This window comes from Nocardia carnea NBRC 14403, assembly GCF_000308515.1.
Classification (GTDB): Bacteria; Actinomycetota; Actinomycetes; order Mycobacteriales; family Mycobacteriaceae; genus Nocardia; species Nocardia carnea.
Genome location: NZ_BAFV01000058.1, coordinates 1 through 20,140 on the forward strand (window position 1 = coordinate 1; position 20,140 = coordinate 20,140).

The 20,140-nt window shown below is 68.3% G+C and carries 19 protein-coding genes; 6 read left to right on the top strand and 13 right to left on the bottom strand.

Going from position 1 to position 20,140, the window contains the following annotated elements; genetic code table 11:
* Window positions 1-304 precede the first annotated feature (304 nt).
* Complete coding sequence (locus tag ON22_RS21680) at window positions 305-718, top strand: DUF5319 domain-containing protein (RefSeq protein WP_030522220.1); 414 nt, start codon at window positions 305-307, stop codon at window positions 716-718.
* Between the two features lie 193 nt (window positions 719-911).
* Here ON22_RS21680 and ON22_RS34815 read toward each other — a convergent pair whose 3' ends face one another.
* From ON22_RS34815 to ON22_RS21695, 3 genes are all read right to left on the bottom strand, one after another.
* Window positions 912-2,048, bottom strand: coding sequence for an anti-sigma-D factor RsdA (locus tag ON22_RS34815; protein ID WP_051157925.1), 1,137 nt, complete (start codon window positions 2,046-2,048; stop codon window positions 912-914).
* Complete coding sequence (locus ON22_RS21690; RefSeq protein WP_033243420.1) at window positions 2,041-2,619, bottom strand: sigma-70 family RNA polymerase sigma factor; 579 nt, start codon at window positions 2,617-2,619, stop codon at window positions 2,041-2,043. Before ON22_RS21690 ends, ON22_RS34815 begins: the two co-directional genes overlap by 8 nt.
* Window positions 2,620-2,746: 127 nt before the next feature.
* A complete protein-coding gene (locus ON22_RS21695; protein ID WP_033243701.1) occupies window positions 2,747-3,856 on the bottom strand; it encodes a hypothetical protein in 1,110 nt (369 codons plus the stop codon).
* A gap of 631 nt (window positions 3,857-4,487) precedes the next feature.
* Here ON22_RS21695 and ON22_RS21700 point away from each other — a divergent pair.
* Together ON22_RS21700 and sigK are read left to right on the top strand one after the other, a co-directional pair.
* Window positions 4,488-4,781: a WhiB family transcriptional regulator gene (locus ON22_RS21700; RefSeq protein WP_033243421.1), complete on the top strand. Its 294-nt coding sequence runs from the start codon at window positions 4,488-4,490 to the stop codon at window positions 4,779-4,781.
* Window positions 4,782-4,925: 144 nt separating this feature from the next.
* On the top strand, window positions 4,926-5,540 hold the full coding sequence (gene sigK / locus ON22_RS21705) for an ECF RNA polymerase sigma factor SigK (RefSeq protein WP_081595747.1): 615 nt from the start codon (window positions 4,926-4,928) through the stop codon (window positions 5,538-5,540).
* 57 nt (window positions 5,541-5,597) lie between these two features.
* On the opposite strand, the gene groL is transcribed toward sigK, so the two are convergent.
* The gene (gene groL / locus ON22_RS21710) at window positions 5,598-7,205 is read right to left on the bottom strand and encodes a chaperonin GroEL (protein WP_033243422.1); all 1,608 of its coding nucleotides are present in this window, start codon (window positions 7,203-7,205) and stop codon (window positions 5,598-5,600) included.
* Between the two features lie 105 nt (window positions 7,206-7,310).
* Window positions 7,311-7,613, bottom strand: a complete 303-nt coding sequence (gene groES, locus ON22_RS21715) for a co-chaperone GroES (RefSeq protein ID WP_033243423.1) — start codon at window positions 7,611-7,613, stop codon at window positions 7,311-7,313.
* Between the two features lie 511 nt (window positions 7,614-8,124).
* On the opposite strand from groES, the gene ON22_RS21720 reads away from it, so the two are divergent.
* Window positions 8,125-9,705, top strand: coding sequence for a DUF7159 family protein (locus tag ON22_RS21720; protein WP_033243424.1), 1,581 nt, complete (start codon window positions 8,125-8,127; stop codon window positions 9,703-9,705).
* Window positions 9,706-9,936: 231 nt separating this feature from the next.
* Here ON22_RS21720 and tsaD read toward each other — a convergent pair whose 3' ends face one another.
* The 7 genes from tsaD to ON22_RS21755 form a co-directional block, all read right to left on the bottom strand.
* A complete protein-coding gene (gene tsaD, locus ON22_RS21725; RefSeq protein WP_033243425.1) occupies window positions 9,937-10,974 on the bottom strand; it encodes a tRNA (adenosine(37)-N6)-threonylcarbamoyltransferase complex transferase subunit TsaD in 1,038 nt (345 codons plus the stop codon).
* Window positions 10,971-11,483, bottom strand: coding sequence for a ribosomal protein S18-alanine N-acetyltransferase (rimI, locus tag ON22_RS21730; protein WP_033243426.1), 513 nt, complete (start codon window positions 11,481-11,483; stop codon window positions 10,971-10,973). Before rimI ends, tsaD begins: the two co-directional genes overlap by 4 nt.
* A gap of 2 nt (window positions 11,484-11,485) precedes the next feature.
* On the bottom strand, window positions 11,486-12,193 hold the full coding sequence (gene tsaB / locus ON22_RS21735) for a tRNA (adenosine(37)-N6)-threonylcarbamoyltransferase complex dimerization subunit type 1 TsaB (RefSeq protein ID WP_033243427.1): 708 nt from the start codon (window positions 12,191-12,193) through the stop codon (window positions 11,486-11,488).
* 51 nt (window positions 12,194-12,244) lie between these two features.
* Window positions 12,245-12,745, bottom strand: a complete 501-nt coding sequence (tsaE, locus tag ON22_RS21740; RefSeq protein ID WP_033243428.1) for a tRNA (adenosine(37)-N6)-threonylcarbamoyltransferase complex ATPase subunit type 1 TsaE — start codon at window positions 12,743-12,745, stop codon at window positions 12,245-12,247.
* A complete protein-coding gene (locus ON22_RS21745; protein WP_081595759.1) occupies window positions 12,738-13,757 on the bottom strand; it encodes an alpha/beta fold hydrolase in 1,020 nt (339 codons plus the stop codon). Before ON22_RS21745 ends, tsaE begins: the two co-directional genes overlap by 8 nt.
* 56 nt (window positions 13,758-13,813) lie before the next feature.
* A complete protein-coding gene (alr, locus tag ON22_RS21750; RefSeq protein WP_033243430.1) occupies window positions 13,814-14,962 on the bottom strand; it encodes an alanine racemase in 1,149 nt (382 codons plus the stop codon).
* A gap of 306 nt (window positions 14,963-15,268) precedes the next feature.
* Window positions 15,269-16,726: an NAD(P)H-hydrate dehydratase gene (locus ON22_RS21755; RefSeq protein WP_033243703.1), complete on the bottom strand. Its 1,458-nt coding sequence runs from the start codon at window positions 16,724-16,726 to the stop codon at window positions 15,269-15,271.
* A 65-nt stretch (window positions 16,727-16,791) separates the two neighbouring features.
* On the opposite strand from ON22_RS21755, the gene ON22_RS21760 reads away from it, so the two are divergent.
* Window positions 16,792-17,193, top strand: a complete 402-nt coding sequence (locus tag ON22_RS21760) for a cupredoxin domain-containing protein (protein WP_033243431.1) — start codon at window positions 16,792-16,794, stop codon at window positions 17,191-17,193.
* A gap of 39 nt (window positions 17,194-17,232) precedes the next feature.
* On the opposite strand, the gene glmS is transcribed toward ON22_RS21760, so the two are convergent.
* On the bottom strand, window positions 17,233-19,116 hold the full coding sequence (gene glmS / locus ON22_RS21765; RefSeq protein WP_033243432.1) for a glutamine--fructose-6-phosphate transaminase (isomerizing): 1,884 nt from the start codon (window positions 19,114-19,116) through the stop codon (window positions 17,233-17,235).
* A gap of 36 nt (window positions 19,117-19,152) precedes the next feature.
* On the opposite strand from glmS, the gene ON22_RS21770 reads away from it, so the two are divergent.
* Window positions 19,153-20,037 (top strand): poly(ethylene terephthalate) hydrolase family protein, encoded by an 885-nt coding sequence (locus ON22_RS21770; protein ID WP_033243433.1) that lies wholly within the window; start codon window positions 19,153-19,155, stop codon window positions 20,035-20,037.
* The last annotated feature ends 103 nt before the right edge of the window (window positions 20,038-20,140 follow it).

Below are 20,140 nucleotides of genomic sequence, written 5' to 3' on the forward strand. Positions count from 1 at the left end.
ACAATCGTGCGCTCGCCCGGTACGGGATTACTCATTCGGATCGACCCCTCCTGGACGTCGGCTGAGCTATCGGGATACGGCGGACCGATAGCAAACTGTAACTGGGAACAAACGTGCGGCGCCGGATCGTTTATTCCGGCGGCGGTGCCGGGTGAACCAATGCTCGTCAGCGCTTGACACCATGGTATCGGTCCGGTTGGACCACGGATCAACTGAGGGCCGCTGCGATCGATCGAGCGGCAACGGCGAAACTGGCGGCGCGGACGGCTGGCGCAGACCGCCCTGTTCTGCGTACCGTGGGGATGTGCGTGACCATCTACCACCTGGCTTGCCGCCGGATCCGTTCGCCGGAGACCCCGCCGACCCGTCCGCCGCGCTCGATGCCATCGAGCCGGGGGAGCCGCTGGATCCTCATGAGCGCCTTGCGGTCGAAGAGGATCTCGCCGATCTCGCAGTCTACGAGGCGCTACTGGCCCACCGCGGTATCCGCGGGTTGGTGGTGAGCTGCGAGGATTGTCGGCAGGATCACTATCACGACTGGGATATGCTGCGCGCCAATTTGTTACAGCTCCTGGTCGACGGCACGGTCCGGCCGCATGAGCCCGCCTACGATCCGACTCCGGAAGCCTACGTCACCTGGGATTACTGTCGCGGCTACGCCGATGCCTCGATGAACGAGGCGTTCCACGGCGACGGGTTCGACGCTTTCGACAGCTGAGTCCTTCGACAGTCGAGTCGGAGCCGCCGGGTCGACCGGCACATGATCGACCGCCATACGACGGCCGATCGTTTTGGCATATCCGCACCAGGTTCACAACGCATCACCCGTACAGACCTGTGACCGCCCACCTCGGGTGGGCGGTCACAGGGTGACAGATATTCGCGAACGCGACCGGTAGCCGTGCCGCGGTTCAGTTGGTGGGCCCGCTGGGAACGATGGTCGTCGGAACAGACGGCGCTCCGGTCTCCGGGACCTGCGGTACCGACGGTTCGGCCGGACCGGGTGAGCTGATCGTGGACGGCGGCACCTGAGAGGTCGGCTCCACCGAATCGATCCCCGGCCCGTCCGAAGTGGTCGGGTCGGGGGTATCCGGGGTGGTGTCGTCCGGTGCGATATCCGGCGCCTGGGTATCCGGCGCCGAAGTGTCCGGATCATCCGTATCGGGTGCCGGCAGGACCGGTGCGGTGACATCCGGCGCGGTCGGCCGGTCGCCACCGGGCCCCGGGGCCTCCAGCGGAAGCTGCTGACCCGGCCGGGACGTGGTGGTCACCGTAGGACCGGGACGCTCGGACGTATCTCCGGGCGTGGCCGGCTGCACCGGTGCCTCCGGATCCGGAGCGGGAGCCTTCTCCTCGAGCTGTGCGGCAATATCCGGTGCGACCTGCCCGACCTGGCCGACCAGTTCACGCCAGCGCGCAGCGAGCTCGTTGCGTTTCACCGGATCGTCCACCTGGGTGGCATTGGCCGAGGCCTGTTCCAACCGGGCCTTGGCCTGGTCCGGCTTACCTTCGTCGAGCAGCTCCTGCGCGGCGGCCAGATTGTCGTCGGCGTACTGCACGACGGTGCTCTGTGCCTGTTCGCTGAACACCACCTCTTTGACGCGCCACAGCGCATCACCGGGTTCGGCCTGATACGAGAACACCGACAGCCCCCCGAACACCAGAGCCAGCGCGGCCGCCGTGGTCGCTATCGGGCGGAGCAGCCGCAGCCGCCCGCCGGATTGCGCACTGATCCGCGCCTGCCGGGCACCGATCTCCTGATTGACCGCCGCGACGACGGTATCGAGATCGGGTGCGTCCGGTAGCGGCGGAGCCACGATCTCGGCCCGCCAATCCGCCAGCAATGTCGCCAGCTGGAGCTCCTCGGTGCTCTCGGTGGGTATGGGCCCGCCCCGGGCGATAGCGTCGATCAGTTCGTCATCACGACGGACCGCGCTGATATCGACCGGTTCGGACCCGGCACCGGAGCCCTCGGCGTAGGGATCGGTGCTCCGCGATCCGCGACGCGCCCACTTGTCGCCCCGACCGCGCCCGCCATCCCTAGCCATATATTTCACCTGCCCTCGCCACTTGTGCCTTCAGTTTTGCGAGCGCCCTGTGCTGGGCGACCCGTATCGCTCCCGCCGTACTGCCCACGGCGGTCGCGGTTTCCTCCGCTGACAAACCCATCACCAGTCGCAGGATCAGGATCTCTCGATGTTTCTCCGGCAACGTGGCCAGCAGAGTGTTCATCTGCCGGCTCGTTTCCGATTCGAGAGCTCGCTGCTCCGGTCCGTGGTCTGTAGATATGACATCTGGTACTTCGGCCATCGCCTCCGCCTTGTTACGGGAGGCGTTGCGATGGGCGTCGGCGACCTTGTGCGAAGCGATTCCGTATACGAAGGCCATGAACGGCCGACCCTGGTCCTGATACCTGGGTAGGGCGGTCATGACCGCTAGACAGACCTCCTGCGCGACGTCGTCCGCGGAGAGTTGTCCACGCTCCGCGGCACCGATCCGCGCGCGGCAATATCGCATCACCAGCGGACGGACCAATTTCAGTACCTGAGCTAGAGCGGACCTGTCGCCCTGCGCGGCAGCGGCGACGGCGCGGTCCAACTCTTCGCCCGTGTGCGTCATCGTCAGCGGATTTCCTGGCGTTACAAAGTGGCACGGCCGGTAGCGACCTGTGCTTCCGCCGGTCCAGCGGAACGGGATCAACAATAGGACACGGCCGCCCGCACGGGTCGAGACGGTAGAACCTGGGTTACCGTCCGCTATCGCGAAATCGCCCGCCACGCCTAGAGATGAGCGCACGACACGCCTCTGCGTCGGCCGCCGCGGAGGCGTGTCCGGCGGCCGGTTCCGCGGCGGACGCCGGTAGACCGGTTCGCAACATTGCGCACGCCCAGCGCAGCGGTAGCAGGCCCGATTCCCGGCATTGCTCGTCGACCAGGGCAGCGAGTTCGGCAGCCCGCGCGGTATCGCCGGTGACCCCGGCGGCCGCGGCGACCAGCAGTCGCGATTTCACCGTGTGGCGAATCGAGGGGCCGTGCTCGGCCAGGCCCAGCGCGATCTCCGCCGCCGCCAGGGCCTCATCGGCCCGGCCGCCGGCCAGTGCGGTTTCGGCACGTACCCAGTGCAGCCGGACGAGCGCACGAGAACGATCGACGGCCGCCTCACTGCCGCCTCCCCGAGCGGCACCGGAGCGCATCGGACCGGATGGGAGCTCGGCATCCAGCAGCGCACCGCAGCGGTCCAGCAACCTGGTGGCGAGCGCGAGCCTGCCGGTACCCAGCGCATCGGCGGCGAGACCGGTCAGTGCATCGGCTGCGGCATCGACCAAGTCGGGGACGCGGTAGAAACCAGCCGCGCAAGTATCGGCCGGTCCTGGATGTTCGGCGCAGCCCGCTACGCCCCCCGCGCTCACAGCGCCCGCACTCGCGCCACCCGCGGGGTCCGCGTCCGCGAGCCGACTCGACCGGCGACACCGCCCCGGACTGTTCGGATCGATGGGTTCCGCGCTCCACTGCCCGGAAGCAGGGGCGCCGGGCAATCGCGGCAGCACCAGTGCGGCGGCATGACCGTCGTCGTGCGCGGCCCGCGCATGCCGGCCGAGTTGGCGCCGTAACGATCCCTCGGTGGAGGCGGCGAGCGAGAGCAGCACCGGATCGCCGGTGCTCGCCTGCAGCCGGCGCAGGGCGATACGGGCGGCCGCATAGTGGCCCGTACCCCCCAAGGCCACGGCTCGCCACCACATTTCGAGGCTGCTGTCCGGCTCTGGCAACTCGGCAGCGGACCGATGCTGCCGTGGCCCGAAAGCGAAGTCGGCGAGCCGGGGAGAGCGGGTTTCGGAGGGGAGAACCGGGGCGGACACGGGTGCACTGTACCGAGGCCCGGCCGGGCCGGCGGCCGGTGAATCGGCCGGGCCGAACCAGGGCGGGTGTTTCAGCAATCTTTCAGCATTAATCGAATCGACCGTGTTTCGATCAGGTTAAACTCCGCCCATCAATCCATGAGCGGATACGCATCGAATTCAGCAACGTTTCGCTTAATTAACCCAGAAGCCGCCCGGCCGCCATCTGTAATCGTACCGAGATCAGCGATTCCGGCCCCGATACGGGCCCGGATCGTGTACACATTTCGGTCCGGACCGTTCCCGCACCCCATATGGAGATCACTACCTGCGAAAACGTCGACCAGCGCCGACGGATCGAGCAGCAGGCAGCAGGGTAACCACACAGTATCGCCGGAAGATTAGCGAAAGTAAACAGCCAGATGGGTTAAATTCATGCCGCAAAATATTCGACAAATCAGCGCGCCGAACTGTTGACGGAATTTCCCCGTTACCCCTAACGTAACTCATCGCCACGAACGGCGCCGGGCGAAAAATCGCCCGGGATGCCTACGGTCCGAGCGTTCACACGAACGCCGGGCACCACCCGAGAAGTTGACCCATCACTCGCTCGACAATGCCGACGAGCTCGCGTCTACGAGGAGTTCAACCCATGCCCATGCCCACCCACCTTCCCGGACCGAACGCCGATATCTGGGACTGGCAGATGCGCGGTTCCTGCCGGGGTGTGGACTCGGCGGTGTTCTTCCATCCCGACGGGGAACGCGGCCGGGCCCGGGCAGCTCGCGAGCTGCGCGCCAAGGAAATCTGCCGAACCTGCCCGGTCCTCATGCAGTGCCGGTCACACGCACTGAAGGTCAGTGAGCCCTACGGAATCTGGGGCGGGATGTCGGAAACCGAACGCGAAATGCACGCGCGCCGCAACCGGCGCCGAATGGCGGTGTAGCCGCTTCGGCCGGCATCTGCCGTGGCAGGGCCCGTTTCGTCGGTGCCCGGCAAGCTTCGGCGCCTTCCCCAGCGGGTACGACACCGTCTCTTCCGCGGGGCCACATACGGTCTCGGTCATAGCGTGGGGTTATTGTTATGACCGATGACACACGAGAGTATCGAGCTCTCAGCGCTGCTGCAGCGCTGTGGCCATTCGGACGCCGAAGCTTTCGCCGAACTCTACGATCGGACCCGCACGCGGGTCTTCGGTCTGGTGTTGCGTGTCCTACAGGATTCGGGGTTCGCCGAGGAGACCACGCAGGAGGTCTACCTGCAGACCTGGCGTACCGCGGCGAGTTTCGACCCGGCCCGCGGTTCGGCGGTGACCTGGCTGATGACACTGGCCCATCGCCGTGCGGTCGACCGCGTACGTGCCGAACAGGCGCATACCCAGCGGGAGATCGCCTACGGCGCCCGGGTACTCGGGCACGACTACGACGAGGTCATCGAGGAGGTCGAGCGCAAACTCGACCATCAGGCCGTGGTGATCGGCCTGCGTAGCCTCACCGATAACCAGCGCGAGGCGATATCGCTGGCCTATTACGACGGCCGGACGTACGCGGAGGTCGCGCGGCATCTCGATATCGGCCTGCCGACCGTCAAATCCCGGATCAGAGACGGGCTGCTGAGATTGAAGAAGAGTATGGCGGCCGCCCCGCCCATCGGCGAGCGGCGGCCGATACGAGAACGGGCCGTTCACATTCCGCGCAGAGTGTGAACGGCCCGTTCTCTGTGTCCCTACCGATCCCGGCCGGTGGCCGGCCGGGAGATCGGATCAGTGGGCGTGACCGTGCCCGTGGTCGTCTTCTTCTTCGGCGGGCTTTTCCACCACGGCACTTTCGGTGGTGAGCACCATCCGCGCCACCGAGGCGGCATTGATGACGGCCGAGCGGGTCACCTTGACCGGGTCCACGACACCGTCGGTGAGCAGATCACCGTAGGTCAGGGTGGCGGCATTGAAGCCTTCCTTGCCCTCGCCGACCTTGCTCACCACAACGGCACCGTCCAGACCGGCGTTGCTGGCGATCCAGTACAGCGGCGCCCGCAGCGCGCCGCGCAGCACCTCGGCACCGACGGCCTCGTCACCGGACAGGCCGGCGATCAGGCTGTCGAGCTTGGTACCGGCCTGCACGAGCGCGGTACCGCCGCCGGGCACGATGCCCTCCTCGACGGCCGCCTTGGCCGCGCTGACCGCATCCTCGACCCGGTACTTACGCTCCTTGAGCGCGGTCTCGGTGGCCGCGCCGACGCGGATCACCGCGACGCCGCCGGCCAGTTTGGCCAGCCGCTCCTCGAGCTTCTCCCGGTCCCAATCGGAATCGGTGGCCTCGATCTCGCGGCGCAGCTGCGCGCTGCGGGCGGCGATATCGTCCTGGGTGCCGGCGCCGTCGACGACCGTGGTGGTGTCTTTGGTGACCACCACGCGGCGGGCCGAACCGAGTACCTCGAGGCCCGACTCACGCAGGTTGATGCCCAGATCGGGGTTGACCACGGTACCGGCGGTGACGACGGCCAGATCGTCGAGGAACGCCTTGCGGCGATCACCGAAGAACGGCGCCTTGACCGCGACGGCCTTGAGGGTCTTGCGGATGGAGTTGACCACCAGGGTGGACAGCGCCTCACCCTCGACGTCCTCGGCGATGATCAGGACCGGCTTACCGGATTCGGCGATCTTCTCCAGCAGCGGCAGCAGGTCCGGCAGGGAGCTGATCTTCTCGCGGTGCAGGAGGATCTGCGCATCCTCCAGTACGGCTTCCTGGCTGTCGCCGTCGGTGATGAAGTACGGCGACAGGTAGCCCTTGTCGAACTGGACACCCTCGGTGACCACCAGTTCGGTCTGCAGAGTGGAGGACTCCTCGACGGTGACCACACCGTCCTTGCCGACCGTGGTCAGCGCCTTGCCGACCATTTCGCCGATCTCCGGGTCCCGCGAGGAGACGGTGGCGACCTGGGCGATGGCCTGTTCGCCGTTGACCGGGGTGGCCGCGGCCACCAGGGCCTCGGAAACCGCGTCGGCGGCCTTGGCCAGGCCGGAACCGATGGCGATCGGGTTGGCACCGGCCGCGATGTTCTTCAGACCGCCGCGCACCATCGCCTGGGCGAGCACGGTGGCGGTGGTGGTGCCGTCGCCGGCCACGTCGTTGGTCTTGGTGGCGACGCTCTTGACCAGCTGGGCGCCGAGATTCTCGAACGGATCCTCGAGATCGATATCACGCGCGATGGTGACACCGTCGTTGGTGACGGTGGGGCCGCCGAACGATTTGGCCAGCACCACATGCCGGCCACGCGGGCCGAGAGTGACCTTGACCGCGTCGGCGAGCTTGTCGACACCGCGCTCCAGTGCCCGGCGAGCCTGCTCGTCGAACTGGATCTGCTTTGCCATATGTCTTCGCTCCTGTATCTGGTGCGCTTCGAGTTGTGTGGCACAACGCACTCCGCCCCGGGTCAGCGTTCGACACCGGGGCGGAATGCATGCGCGGCAGTCGGATTATTTGCCGACGACAGCCAGCACGTCGCGCGCGGACAGGATCAGGTATTCCTCACCCTGGTACTTGATCTCGGTACCGCCGTACTTGCTGTAGATGACGGTGTCGCCCTCTGCGACATCCAGCGGGATGCGCTTTTCACCTTCGTCGTCCCACCGGCCGGGGCCGACGGCGACAACGGTGCCTTCCTGCGGCTTCTCCTTGGCCGTATCAGGGATGACCAGGCCGGAGGCGGTCGTCGTCTCGGCCTCGTTGGCCTGGACGAGGATCTTGTCCTCGAGCGGCTTGATGTTCACGCTCGCCACGTTGAGCCCTCCACTTTCAGGGGATAACGGTCGTCCGGAACTGTTGTTCCGGACCATCGATTTCGGTCACGATGCTGACCCTGCGCATAGCCCCGTCGTCGCGGGTGCCGGGACCGCCTGCTCAGTAGTCAAGCCTGGCACCGGGCAACAATCGGTGCCAGCTAGCACTCTATACATGAGAGTGCCAGCGCTCAAGGGCAGGCGGTGCCAACCCGCCGATCGGCCCCGTGAACAGCGAGATGATCTTGCTGTCACCAACACGCCAGCGGACGCGGCCGCTGGTCGCCGGGTTGGGGGCGGGCCACGGCGGGTAACCCGAGAGAAACAGGGCTTCCCAATGATTCTCCGACTCTGTAACGTTCGGATAACAGATCGTGGCACCATGGGTGATGGTTGTTCGCGAGCCCACCGCTTCCCGCAGACGGCGATGGTCTCGCGAACAGCCTCGCCCCATGTCCGGACAGGCCGGCGCGAACGACGAGGTTCCCGCTCGAAAGGAGGTGAAGAGAATATGCGTACGTCGCTCGGCATCTCCGCCGGGAACGAGGTGGTGTGCTCCGCACTGGTCACCACCGCGGCCAACGGTGCGCGGAAGTTCGACTACCGGGTCGTCTCGGCGGAGGAACATTCCGACCTCGGCGATCTCGTCGCGTCCTCGATCGAGTTGATGACGACCCAGCTGCCCGGGAGCCATCAGCACGAAGCCGTTTTCGGACCGCATGTTCCCGCCCCCAGGACCTCCGGTCTCGACGTCGTCGCCGAACGCCCGCCCACCGGCGTCGCCGTGGCCTACCGCGGTAAGGAACAGGCCCAGGCGATCCGGATGGCCACCGGCAGACACCGCGAACCGCAATTGGTTCCGGAGACCACCGCGGCGCTCACCTTCCTGCGTGATACCGGCCTGCTGGACCGATACGGCACGGTCGCGGTGATCGATCTCGGCGCCTCCGGCTGCACGGTCTCGGTGGCCGATCCGGCCGACGGTACGGTCCTGCACACCGCCCGCACCACAACGGTGAGCGGGCGCGCGATCGACGATCTGCTGTACCGGCACCTGGTCGATCAGCACTATGCCCGGCGCGGCACCCGGCCCAACCGGAGTGTGCTGGTCAATCGAGCGCGCACCGCCAAAGAACATCTGTCGGTCACCCAGGCCGTCACCATCGACCATATCGCCGGCCGGCCGCTCAAACTCACCCGTACCGATTTCGAACTCCTCGCCGCCCGCCTGCTGCGCGAACTGGCCCGGTTCACCTCGATGACCTTCGGCCTGGCCGACCGGTCGCCGGAAGCGGTCGTGGTGATCGGTGGCGGAGCGAATATCCCGGCGGTACTGGAAACCCTGCGCAGCGAACTGGATCTGCCCGTCCTGACGGTGCCGGACCCGGACGCCGTGATCGCCAAAGGCGCCGCGCTGCTGGCCGATACCGCCAGCTCCACCACGCCGATCGGCGCACTCGCCCCCGACAAGTCCGGGAACACCCTGCTCAAGGCATTCGGTACGGTCGCCGGCGCCATTGTGGTGGTCGGGCTGATCGTCGGCTACGGAGTGAACACCGGCACACCGAATTCCGACGACGAGGTCTCCCCCGCCGGCACCACCAGCAGCGCGCAGGTACCGCCCACCACCACGGCCGCAGCGACCACCTCTGTTGCCCCCACCACCACCGAGGCGGCGCCGCAGCCGATCGAAGAACCCGCCGAGACCGGTACGCCCTACGTGCCGACCTACGAGCCCACCTACGAACCGCCGGTGACCACCGAACCGCACACCGGCGAGGCACCCTCCACCAGCAGCGAGCCGACCTCGCCCACCGAACCGACGACGATCACCGGCACCACCACCCCGCCGTCCTCGCAGCCGACCTTGCGCCCGGACCCGAATCTGCCGCCCATCCCGTTCCCGGAAGGGCTGGGCCCGGGCGTTCTCGCACCGCCGCTGCCCCTCGAAGAGTCACCGGCCCCGGACGCCCCGTCCACCTCGGACACCCCGTCCGAGGAAGGCACTCAGAGCACCGAAACCACCTTCCAGGTCACGCCCCCGCCGCCCGCGCCGGCACCCCGGCTTCCGGGTACGGGGTCGGCGGGGTAGCGCGCCTCTGCCCCATACGACCCGCGATTCCGCCTGCGCCACGCCATGAGCCGGCCGTCGCTCTCGTCGGCCGTTCCGACCGGGTTGTGGAAGTCGCGTACGGCGGCGCCTTTCGACAACCCGCCTACCGGTCCGCGGCTCGACACGGGACAGCCGCCTCCTGCACGCCGGGCCTCCCGGCTCAGCAGTGGGCAAGGTGGCCGAGGTGAACCGGCGGCCGAAACCGACCGCTCAGCTCACTTGGCTGACCGATACCGGCAGACCCGGATCACTGGCCACCGACAGAGGCGAGGGTTCGGCGCCGCCGCCGATCACATGGGCGCCCAGCGCGGCGATCATCACACCGTTATCGGTGCACAGCCGCGGTTTCGGTATCCGCAGCGTCAAACCGGCCGCGGCACATCGTTCTTCGGCCATCGAGCGGATACGGGTGTTCGCGGTGGCACCGCCGCCGAGCACCAGCGTGTCCGCACCCACATCCTGGGCCGCCCGGACCGCCTTCATGGTCAGCACATCCGCGACCGCTTCCTGGAACGAAGCCGCGATATCGGGTATCGGCAACTCCTCGACACCCTGCCGGTGCTGCGCCTCCACGTACCGGGCCACTGCGGTTTTCAGCCCGGAGAAGGAGAAATCGTGGCGGGCATCGCGCGGACCGGTCATTCCGCGGGGGAAGGCGATCGCCGCCGGATCGCCGGTGACCGCGGCCGCGTCGAGTGCGGGGCCTCCGGGGTATCCGAGGCCGAGCAGGCGGGCTACCTTGTCGAAGGCTTCACCGGCGGCATCGTCCACGGTGCTGCCCAATTCGATCAGTGGCCGCGACAGATCTTCGACATGCAGCAGATGCGTATGCCCACCGGAAACCAGCAGCGCCACACACGGCGGCATCGGGCCGTGCTCGAGCGTGTCCACGGCGACGTGACCGCCCAGATGATTCAACGCATAGAACGGGATATCCCACGCCGCGGCATAGGCTTTGGCGGCCGCCACCCCCACCAGCAGCGCGCCCGCGAGCCCGGGCCCGATGGTCACCGCAAGGGCGTCGGGGGCAACGATCCCGGCGGTGGACAGGGCGCGGCGCATGGCCGGCACGATCGCCTCGAGATGGGCACGCGACGCGATTTCGGGAACCACCCCGCCGAAGCGGGCATGTTCGGCGACGCTCGAGGCCACCTCGTCGGCGAGCAGTTCACAGCTGCCGTCCGGATGGCGCCGCACGATTCCGACGCCGGTTTCGTCACAGGAACTCTCGATCCCCATGACGATCACGACAGCACCCCGTCCGGAGTACGCGGGACGACACCCGCGGGAACGTCTTCCAGCGCGGGCCGGCGCATCGTGTACGCATCGGCGCCACTGGGGTGGTAGTAGTTCTTGCGCAGCCCGATGATGTGGAAACCGTGTTTGGCGTACAGCGCGATCGCCGGCGCGTTATCGGTGCGCACCTCCAGGAACACCGGACCGCCGCGGCGCCCGGCCTCGGCCAGCAACGCCTCCAGCAGAACGGTGCCGATACCGGCGCGATGGCAGGCCGGATCGACCCCGATGGTGTGCACTTCGGCTTCCGGATGCTCGGCATCGCCGAGCAGCGCGATCCCCGCGTAGCCGACCATCTTCCCGGACTCGTCGCGCGCGGTGATGTAGCGGTTGTAGCGGGCCGAGAGCTCCGAGCGGAACGATACGGCCTGCCACGGGTCGTCCTCCGGGAACAGCAGCTGCTCCAATTCCACACAGCCTGCGATATCGGCCGGTGCCATGGGTTCTATCCGGATCCCCATCGTCACGCTCCCATCCGGTCGAGGGTGCGGTAGCTTTTCTCGACCGCGTCGGGTCGCCGCAGATACATCGGAACCAGCGGCTCCGGGGTCGCGCCCGAAAGCAACGCGGGCGCCGCCACCTGCACCAGACCGGCGGGCGACGGAGTCTGTGCGGACAGCACGGGCAGATCGAACAAGGCGGAATGTGCAGCGGACCCGGCGATCTTGGTGGCGCCGGCTGTATCCAGGTCGGCGGGTTTGCCGACCTCGGGTCCGGCGATTCGGCGGATGCCGTGACCGCGGTAGCGCGCGGAATACACCTCGCGGCGGCGGGCGTCGGTGACGACCAGTAGTTCGTCGTCCGGTCCGAGTTCACCGGCACAGTCGGCGGCGAGACCATCCAGACTGCACACACCGTGCACCGGAATACCCAGCGCATCACCGAACGCGGCGGCGGTGGCCATTCCGACACGCAGCCCGGTGAACGGTCCGGGACCGATCCCGGCCACCACTGCCGCGATATCCGTGCGGGCGATCCCCGCTTCGGAAATACATTCCAGAATCTGCGGGGTGAGTGCTTCGGCGTGGGCGCGGGCATCGACGAGCGTCCGGACGGCGAGGGTCCGCGGGCGGGCGGTGCCCGGGCTGTTCGCACCGGCCGCCGCCTGCTCCAGCTCGACCAGTCCCGCCGTGACGGCAGGCGTCGCGGTGTCGACAGCAAGTGCAAGCATGATTTGGTCCACGATACCGGGTGACCGACCGCACACGATGGTGGCGCACGGCTACTCGCCGGGGCCGGTGGCCACCCACTCCCAAGTAGCCGTCCGCACTTCGGATTCCGGTTCGCGGGCCATCCGCACCAGTAGATGGCGGCCCGTCAGCCGTTCCACCACACCGCTGCCCCACTCCACCACGACGACCGCGTCGTCGAGTTCGGTATCGAGATCGAGGGCGTCGAGTTCGTCCAGGCTGCCGCCGAGCCGGTAGGCGTCGACATGTACCAGCGGCACCGGCGGACCGTCCGCGCGCGGGCCCGCGGCATGGCGGCGGGCGATCACGAAGGTCGGTGAACTGACCCGGCCACCGACCCCCAGACCTGCGGCGATACCGCGGGTGAGCGCAGTTTTACCGGCCCCGAGCGGGCCGTCGAGTACCACCAGATCACCCGCACGCAGGCCGCTCGCGAGTTCGCGGCCGAGCGCCTCGGTATCGGCGACGGTCGGTAGTTCGCGTTCGAACCGCTGCTCGGATGCGGTGGGTTGCCCCTCGCTGTGATCAGCCACCGGCGGCCTCGCTCAGACCGTCCTCGCCGACCACCCCGGCGCGTAGCAGCAGCCGGTCCAGGGCAGCATTCGTCTCGTCCGGATACTGCAACTGCGGCATATGCGCGCACTCCGGCAGCCGGACAAGTTCGCAATCGGCCAATTCCCGCGCCAGCGTACGAGAATTGCGAAACGGAATCACCAGATCGCGAGCACCGCCGAGTACCAGCACCGGAACCTCGCGCAGCACCGGCAGTGCCGCGGCCTCGTCGTGTAATTCGATGGCCTTCAGGAACTTCACCACGGTTTCCACCGGTGTCCGGTCGATCATCATGGTGGTGAACCGCGACAGAGTCGGGCTCACCGGGCCGTGGAACGAACTCACATGCAGGATCGGCGTGATGATGTGCCGGGCGGTGACCCGTCCGGCCTGCACCAGCGCCGGCGCGGCGTGCACGGCCAACCGGAACCCGTCGATCGCCGGATTACGCAGGAGCTGGCCGATCCCGGCGGAGGTCACCTCCGCGGCGGCGGTGGACAGCAGGGCCACGGCCCGCACGCGCTGCGCGAACAGATCACCCGCATGCGCGGCGGCGGCCAGCACCGCCATTCCGCCGAGAGAATGCCCGACCAGGATCAGCGGTCCGCGCGGAGCCTTGGCGTCGATCACCGTGAGCAGGTCGCGGCCGAGCTGGTTCACCGTGCAGCTGTCGGTTTCCGGGGTGCCCGACCGGCCGTGCCCGCGCAGATCGAACAGCACCATCCGCAGCCGCGACCCCCAGCGTTGCGCCAGATGCCGGCGCTGGAAATGGAAGGACTCCATGCTGTTACAGAAGCCGTGGACGAAAACCACGGTCGCCTCGGCATCGCCGGTGCCCCATTCACGGGTGGCGAGGCAGACCCCGTCGTCGGCGATCACCTCGCCGGCGCGGTCGAGGTCGATCAGCGCGAAGTTCTCGTCCCGGTATTCGTCGCGCACCGGCGGCCACAGCACTTTCGCGCCCGCCCGGCGCAGTGCGTGTACACCGGCCATGGCGCCCACCACACCGGCCGTGGCCAGCCCGCCGCGTAACAATGTCGTCCGTGGTTTCACCGCGTTCCTCCCCGATAACGCCGGTGTACCCGGCCACGCGGCGCGCACACCACTTCGTAGTGGATGGTGCCGAGCAGGTCCGCCCAGTCCTGGGCACGCGGTTCCCCGCGGGTGCCGGGGCCGAACAGGATGGCGGCATCGCCCTCCACGACCCCGTCGCTGTTGTCGCCGAGGTCGACCACGAGCTGGTCCATACAGACCCGGCCGCGGTTCGGCCGCCGCCGGCCGGCGACCCACACCTCCATCCGGTTGCCGAGCGTCCGGAACACCCCGTCGGCGTACCCGGCCGGGATCAGCGCGACAGTGGTGTCGGCGGGTGCGATCCACTCGTGGCCGTAGGAAACGCCCTCCCCCGCGGCCACCTCCTTGACCAGCGCCACCTCGGCCTGGAAGGTCATCGCGGGCCGCAGATCGAATTCGCCGATATCCGGAACGGGCGTCAGGCCATAGACGGCGATCCCCGGGCGGACCATGTCGAACGCCAGATCCGGCCTGGTCAGAGTGGCCGCGGAGTTGGCCAGGTGCACGAGTTCGGGTTCCAGTCCGTACTCCTTGGCGGTGGCGATGGCTTCCAGGAACCGGTCGCGCTGCCGATCGATCACCGGGTTGTACGGCTCGTCGGCATGGGCGAGATGGGAGAAGATCGCGCGGAACCGGACGATGTCCTCGTCGACGAGTTTTCGCAGGTCGGCGAGCACCCTCGGATAGACGAGCGGATCGACACCGTTGCGGTTGAGCCCGGTATCGACCTTCAGCGTGACGATCGCGCGACGGCCCAGCTCACGGGCGGCCGCGGCCACCGCTACCAGCTGTTCCGGCGAGGAGATACCGATCTCGATATCGGCGGCGACGGCGGCGGCGTAATCGGCGTCACAGACATTGAGCCAGCACAGGATCGGTGCCTCGATGCCGGCGGCCCGCAGCTCCACTGCCTCCTCGATCGTGGTGACCCCGAGTTCGGCCGCCCCGGCGGCCAGCGCCGCCCGGGCGACCTCGACGGCCCCGTGGTTGTAACCGTCGGCCTTGACCACCACCATCACCGCGGCGTCGCCGGCGTGTGCCCGCAGAACGCCCACATTGTGCGCGATGGCCTCCAGATCGACGACCGTCTCCACTTGCCCATTCACATCTGCCGATACTGCCATCTCCCCGAATCGCCGGGTGCGATGCCCACCTGCCTATGCCTCACCGACCTGCATCGGCCCGTCCGGCAGCACCGGTAGTGGAGCCATCGCAGCCGGACGTCGTCATCAGCGCATCAGCTGGTATCGCAGGTGTGCACTTCTTCGGATTCGACGCACTGGCTGTAGCGACGAAGAAAGCAGCACAATAGGCAGAGCCTCAGCCGAATCTGCGCGGGCGCAGGATTCGAACCGACTCGGGTGTCCACCTTTGTACCGCTGTCTCGAAGCCGGGCACCCCCGCCCGCCGGCATCCTGCGAGCTATCGCCTCATCGGCTGGGCGGCAGAGCCCGCAAATGCGCGATGGCTTGCCGGAGATGACGTAGCAGGGGCCCGGCCGAGATCGGGGCGGCGCCGGACTCCACGGAGTGTGCGGCGATATCGGCGGCGGTTGCGTGCGCCCGCGCCGCCGCAGCCGCGGCCCATCCCGGTTCCCGGCCCGCGGCGAGCAGGGCGCCGATCACACCCGACAGCACATCGCCGGCCCCGGCCGTCGCTGCCCAGGAGCCGCCGGCCTCGTTGACCAGCACCGGCCTGCCGGGTTCGGCGATCAGGGTCGCCCGTCCTTTGAGCAGAACGGTGACCTGCCATGTTTCGGCGAGTTCACGCACCGCTGCGACCCGATCCGGGCCGGGTTCGCGGCCGGTGAGTCTGGCGAACTCGCCGGCGTGCGGGGTGAGCACCGTGGCTGCCCGGCGACCACGGACCAGTTCGGGTTGCTGCGCCAGCAGAGTGAGACCGTCGGCATCGACGACCACCGGCAGATCGGTGGCGAGGATCTCGGCGAGGCGGTCGCGGGCGCTGCGATCGGTCCCGGAGCCGGGGCCGAATATCCAGGATTGAACCCGGCCGGTAGCGGCCAGATCGGGGGTCGCGATCACTTCCGGGTACTGCGCGAGGACTGCCCGGCCTGCGGTGCCGACATAGCGGACCATCCCCGAGGTCGCGGCGACCGCCGCCCCGGTACAGAGCACCGCCGCGCCCGGATAGGTCTCGCTGCCGGCATGCACCCCGACAACTCCCTGCGTGTACTTGTCGTCCTCCGCCCCGGGCACCGGCCATCCAGCCCCCACTTCCGCCGGGTCCAGCGCGGCGAGCTGCGGGGCCGGCAGTCGTAAACCGATGGGCACCAGCACGATCCGGCCGCAACGCGACGCCGCCAGCGCGTGCACCGGTTTCCGGGCACCGAACGCGACGGTGACCGCCGCCTGCACCGCGGGCCCGTCGACCGCCCCGGTATCCGGATCGACACCGCTCGGCAGGTCGGCAGCGATTATCGGAACCGTCAGCCCCGCAACGATTCCGGCCGCAGCAGCACGCAACGACCCCCGTCCGGATATCCCGACGATCCCGTCCACCACCACATCCGCACCGGCCAATTCCGCAAGGGCCGCAGCCGGTTCAGCACATACCCGGCCACCGGCCCGGCGCAGTGCGGCAAGTCCGGCGGTATGGGCACGTTCCGGTTTCAACAGCACCGCGGTCACCGCCACGCCACGCCGGCACAGCATCGATCCCGCCCACAACGCATCCCCGCCGTTGTCCCCGGAGCCCACCAGCAGGCCCACCTTCCGGCCCGCGATTCCGCCACTGCGGGAGCGCAGTTCGGCCGCCACCACCGTGGCCAGCCCATAGGCGGCGCGCCGCATCGGCGCCCCCGCGGAGACCCGGGTGAACAATTCGGCCTCCGCGGCCCGCACCTCGTCGGCGGTGTAATAACCGGACAGTTCGCGCACCGAACACACCTCCGCAGTCGACAGCCCACGACGCCAGCAGACTACGCTTGGCCGTCATGCCCCGACCTCACCGTGCCGTATCGGCCGCCGTCACCGGACTTATGCTCGTGGCGGCCCTGCTGGCCGGTTGCGGATCCGACGAGCCCGCCCCTTCCCGCACCGATACGTCGGTCACCGGGTCGGCGGAGAAGCCGGAGGCGACGGTGACCGTCTTCGTCGAGGAGGACGCTTTCTCACCGGCCGAACTCACCATCACCGCGGGCGATACCGTGTCCTGGCATTTCGACGGCGATATCCCGCACGGCGTCCAGGGCATCGGCGACAAGGCGATGGGCCTGAACAGCCCGCTGTTCGAGGTCGGCGATTGGAGTTACACCTTCACCGCACCGGGCGAATACCGCTACCTGTGCCCGATCCACCCGGATATGCGCGGAACGATCACCGTCGAAGAAGCGTGATCGGCTGCCCGCGCCCGAAAACGGCGACGCGGGTTACCGCTATTCCACTGTCACGGATTTGGCGAGGTTACGCGGTTTGTCCACGTCGTAGCCGCGGGCCTGCGCCACCTCGGCGGCGAAGATCTGCAGCGGAACCGTCGACAGCAGCGGCTGGTACAGCGTCGGCGCGGACGGGATCTCGATCAGATCGTCGGCGAACGGCCGGACCAGATCGTCACCCTCCTCGGCGATCACGATCGTGCGCGCCCCCCGGGCCTGGATCTCGCGGATATTGCTGAGCAGTTTGGCGTGCAGCACCCCGCGCCCCTTCGGCGACGGCATCACCACGATCACCGGCAGCCCGTCCTCGATCAACGCGATCGGACCGTGCTTGAGCTCACCCGCCGCGAAACCCTCCGCGTGCATGTACGCGAGTTCCTTCAGCTTGAGCGCACCTTCGAGCGCCACCGGGTAGCCGACGTGGCGGCCGAGGAACAGGATGGTGCGCTCGCGCGCCAGTTCCCGGGCGATCGCCCGCACCTGCGGTGCCGTTTCCAGCACCCGGTCCACCAGTTTCGGCATAGCCTCCAACTCGGCGAACTCGCGCGCCACCTCATCGGGGTACTTGGTGCCGCGCGCCTGCGCCAACGCCAGCCCGACCAGCAGGTTCGCCGTCACCTGGGCGAGGAACGCCTTGGTGGACGCCACCCCGATCTCCGGCCCGGCGCGGGTGTAGAGCACCGCATCGGATTCGCGGGGAATCTGCGCACCGTTGGTATTGCAGACCGCCAGCACCCGCGCCTTCTGGCTCTTGGCATGCCGGACAGCTTCCAGCGTGTCGGCGGTCTCACCCGACTGCGATACCGCGACCACCAGGGTCGAGCGGTCCAGCACCGGGTCGCGGTACCGGAATTCGCTGGCCAGCTCCACTTCGACGGGCAGCCGGGTCCAGTGCTCGATGGCGTACTTCGCGACCAGGCCGGAATGGTAGGCGCTGCCGCAGGCCACCACGAACACTTTCTCCACATCGCGGAGTTCCTGGTCGGAGAGGCGCTGCTCGTCCAGCACGATCCGGCCGTCCAGGCCGGGGGTCTGGTCGAAATGACCGATGAGCGTATCGGCGACCGCGCCGGGCTGCTCCTCGATCTCCTTGAGCATGAAGTAGTCGTGGCCGCCCTTCTCGGCGGCGGCGAGATCCCAGTCGATGGTGAACGGCCGGGAGTGCACACCTTCGGTAGACCCGTGGAAGTCGGTGACGCGGTAGCCGTCGGCGGTGATCACCACGGCCTGGCCCTCACCGAGCTCGACGGCTTCGCGGGTGTGCTCGATGAACGCGGTGACATCGGAGGCGATGAACATCTCGTTCTCGCCGACCCCCACCACGAGCGGGGTCGAATGCCGGGCCGCCACGACCGTGCCCGGATGGTCGGCGTGGGTGAAAACCACCGTGAAGGCGCCCTCGAGCCGCCGCAGTACGGCCAGCACGCTGGCCTCGAAATCGCCCGCGGTCGGCCCTTCGGCGTAGGCCCGCGACACCATGTGCACGGCGACCTCGGTATCGGTTTCGCTGCGCAGCTCGACCCCGGCGTCCTCGAGTTCGCGGCGCAGCTCGACGAAGTTCTCGATGATGCCGTTGTGCACGACCGCGACCTTGCCGCTCGCATCCTGATGCGGATGGGCGTTGCGATCGGTCGGCGCGCCGTGCGTGGCCCAGCGGGTATGCCCCATTCCCGTGGAGCCGGCGAACACGCCCGGGCCCGCCGCGTCCAGCGCCTCTTCCAGATTGCTCAGCCGGCCGGCGCGCCGTTCGATCGCGGCCTGCCCGGTGCCGTCGAGAATCGCCACGCCCGCGGAGTCATAACCTCGGTACTCCATGCGGCGCAAGGCAGCGACGACGACGCCCAACGCGTCCCGGTACCCGACGTACCCCACGATTCCGCACATGGCTCCCCAGAGTACTTATCGGCTAACGTTCTCGTCGTGTCGGCGTCTGTGAAATCACTTCTGAGCACTCTGACCAGCCGCGGCCCGCACCGGGTGCTCCGCGGGAACCTGGCCATCGCGGGCCAGCCCGGGGTGGTGTACACGCCCGAGAGCGGCCGCGACCTACCGGCTGTGGCCTTCGGCCACGGCTGGCTCAACGGTGCCGGTAACTACTCCACGCTGCTGGAACACCTCGCGTCCTGGGGCATCGTCGCCGCCGCGCCGGATACCGAACGCGGCCCGCTGGCCTCCCACCTGAACCTGGCCACCGACCTGCTCACCACTCTCGATATCTGCACCGGCGTCCGTCTCGGCGACGGCACCGTCACCGTCCATCCGGACCGCCTGGCCCTCGCCGGCCACGGCATGGGCGCGGGCGCCGCCGTGCTCGCCGCAGCCCAGCGTCGCGTGGCCGCGGTCACGCCTTTGTTCCCTGCGCCCACCACACCGCCCGCCGAATCGGTGGCCCCCGATATCGACACCCCTGCCCTGATCCTGGCCGGCGTCTCCGATATCGACTCCCTGAACTCCAACGCGGTCCCCCTCGCCGCGTCCTGGTCGGGCCCGGCGATCCTGCGCACCCTCGAAGGCGCCGGCCCCAACGGCCTCGCCGAGGGCCGCCGCCTGCTCTCCGCTCTCGGCGGCGGCAAACACGAACCGAAAACGGCCCGCGCCACCCGCGCCCTTCTCACGGGCTATCTCCTGCACACTCTCCTCGGCGACAAGACCTACGCCGGCTTCTCGGATCCGGAGACGTCGATCCGCCACACCCACGTCATCGATCCGGCGGCCGCACTCCACGACCAAGAGGAGACGCGCCAAGCCGCCGCGACCCCCGACCCGGCAACCGTGGGCAAGCTGGTCCGCACACTGCGCAAGTAACCACCGCGACCGGAGCACCTCTTCTCGCACCCTTTCCACACCGCGCCGGTCGCGGCAGCGCGACATGCCCACAGCAGACCGGATAGTGATCCACACCACACCA

Coding starts and splice junctions, on each gene's coding strand:
- ON22_RS21760 (WP_033243431.1), top strand. CDS start 16,792: ATGCCCCGACCTCACCGTGCCGTATCGGCCGCCGTCACCGGACTTATG.
- groL (WP_033243422.1), bottom strand. CDS start 7,205: ATGGCAAAGCAGATCCAGTTCGACGAGCAGGCTCGCCGGGCACTGGAG.
- ON22_RS21745 (WP_081595759.1), bottom strand. CDS start 13,757: ATGGCCGGTGTACACGCACTGCGCCGGGCGGGCGCGAAAGTGCTGTGG.
- ON22_RS21690 (WP_033243420.1), bottom strand. CDS start 2,619: ATGACGCACACGGGCGAAGAGTTGGACCGCGCCGTCGCCGCTGCCGCG.
- ON22_RS34815 (WP_051157925.1), bottom strand. CDS start 2,048: ATGGCTAGGGATGGCGGGCGCGGTCGGGGCGACAAGTGGGCGCGTCGC.
- sigK (WP_081595747.1), top strand. CDS start 4,926: ATGACACACGAGAGTATCGAGCTCTCAGCGCTGCTGCAGCGCTGTGGC.
- rimI (WP_033243426.1), bottom strand. CDS start 11,483: ATGGGGATCCGGATAGAACCCATGGCACCGGCCGATATCGCAGGCTGT.
- alr (WP_033243430.1), bottom strand. CDS start 14,962: ATGGCAGTATCGGCAGATGTGAATGGGCAAGTGGAGACGGTCGTCGAT.
- tsaB (WP_033243427.1), bottom strand. CDS start 12,193: ATGCTTGCACTTGCTGTCGACACCGCGACGCCTGCCGTCACGGCGGGA.
- ON22_RS21720 (WP_033243424.1), top strand. CDS start 8,125: ATGCGTACGTCGCTCGGCATCTCCGCCGGGAACGAGGTGGTGTGCTCC.
- ON22_RS21700 (WP_033243421.1), top strand. CDS start 4,488: ATGCCCATGCCCACCCACCTTCCCGGACCGAACGCCGATATCTGGGAC.
- glmS (WP_033243432.1), bottom strand. CDS start 19,116: ATGTGCGGAATCGTGGGGTACGTCGGGTACCGGGACGCGTTGGGCGTC.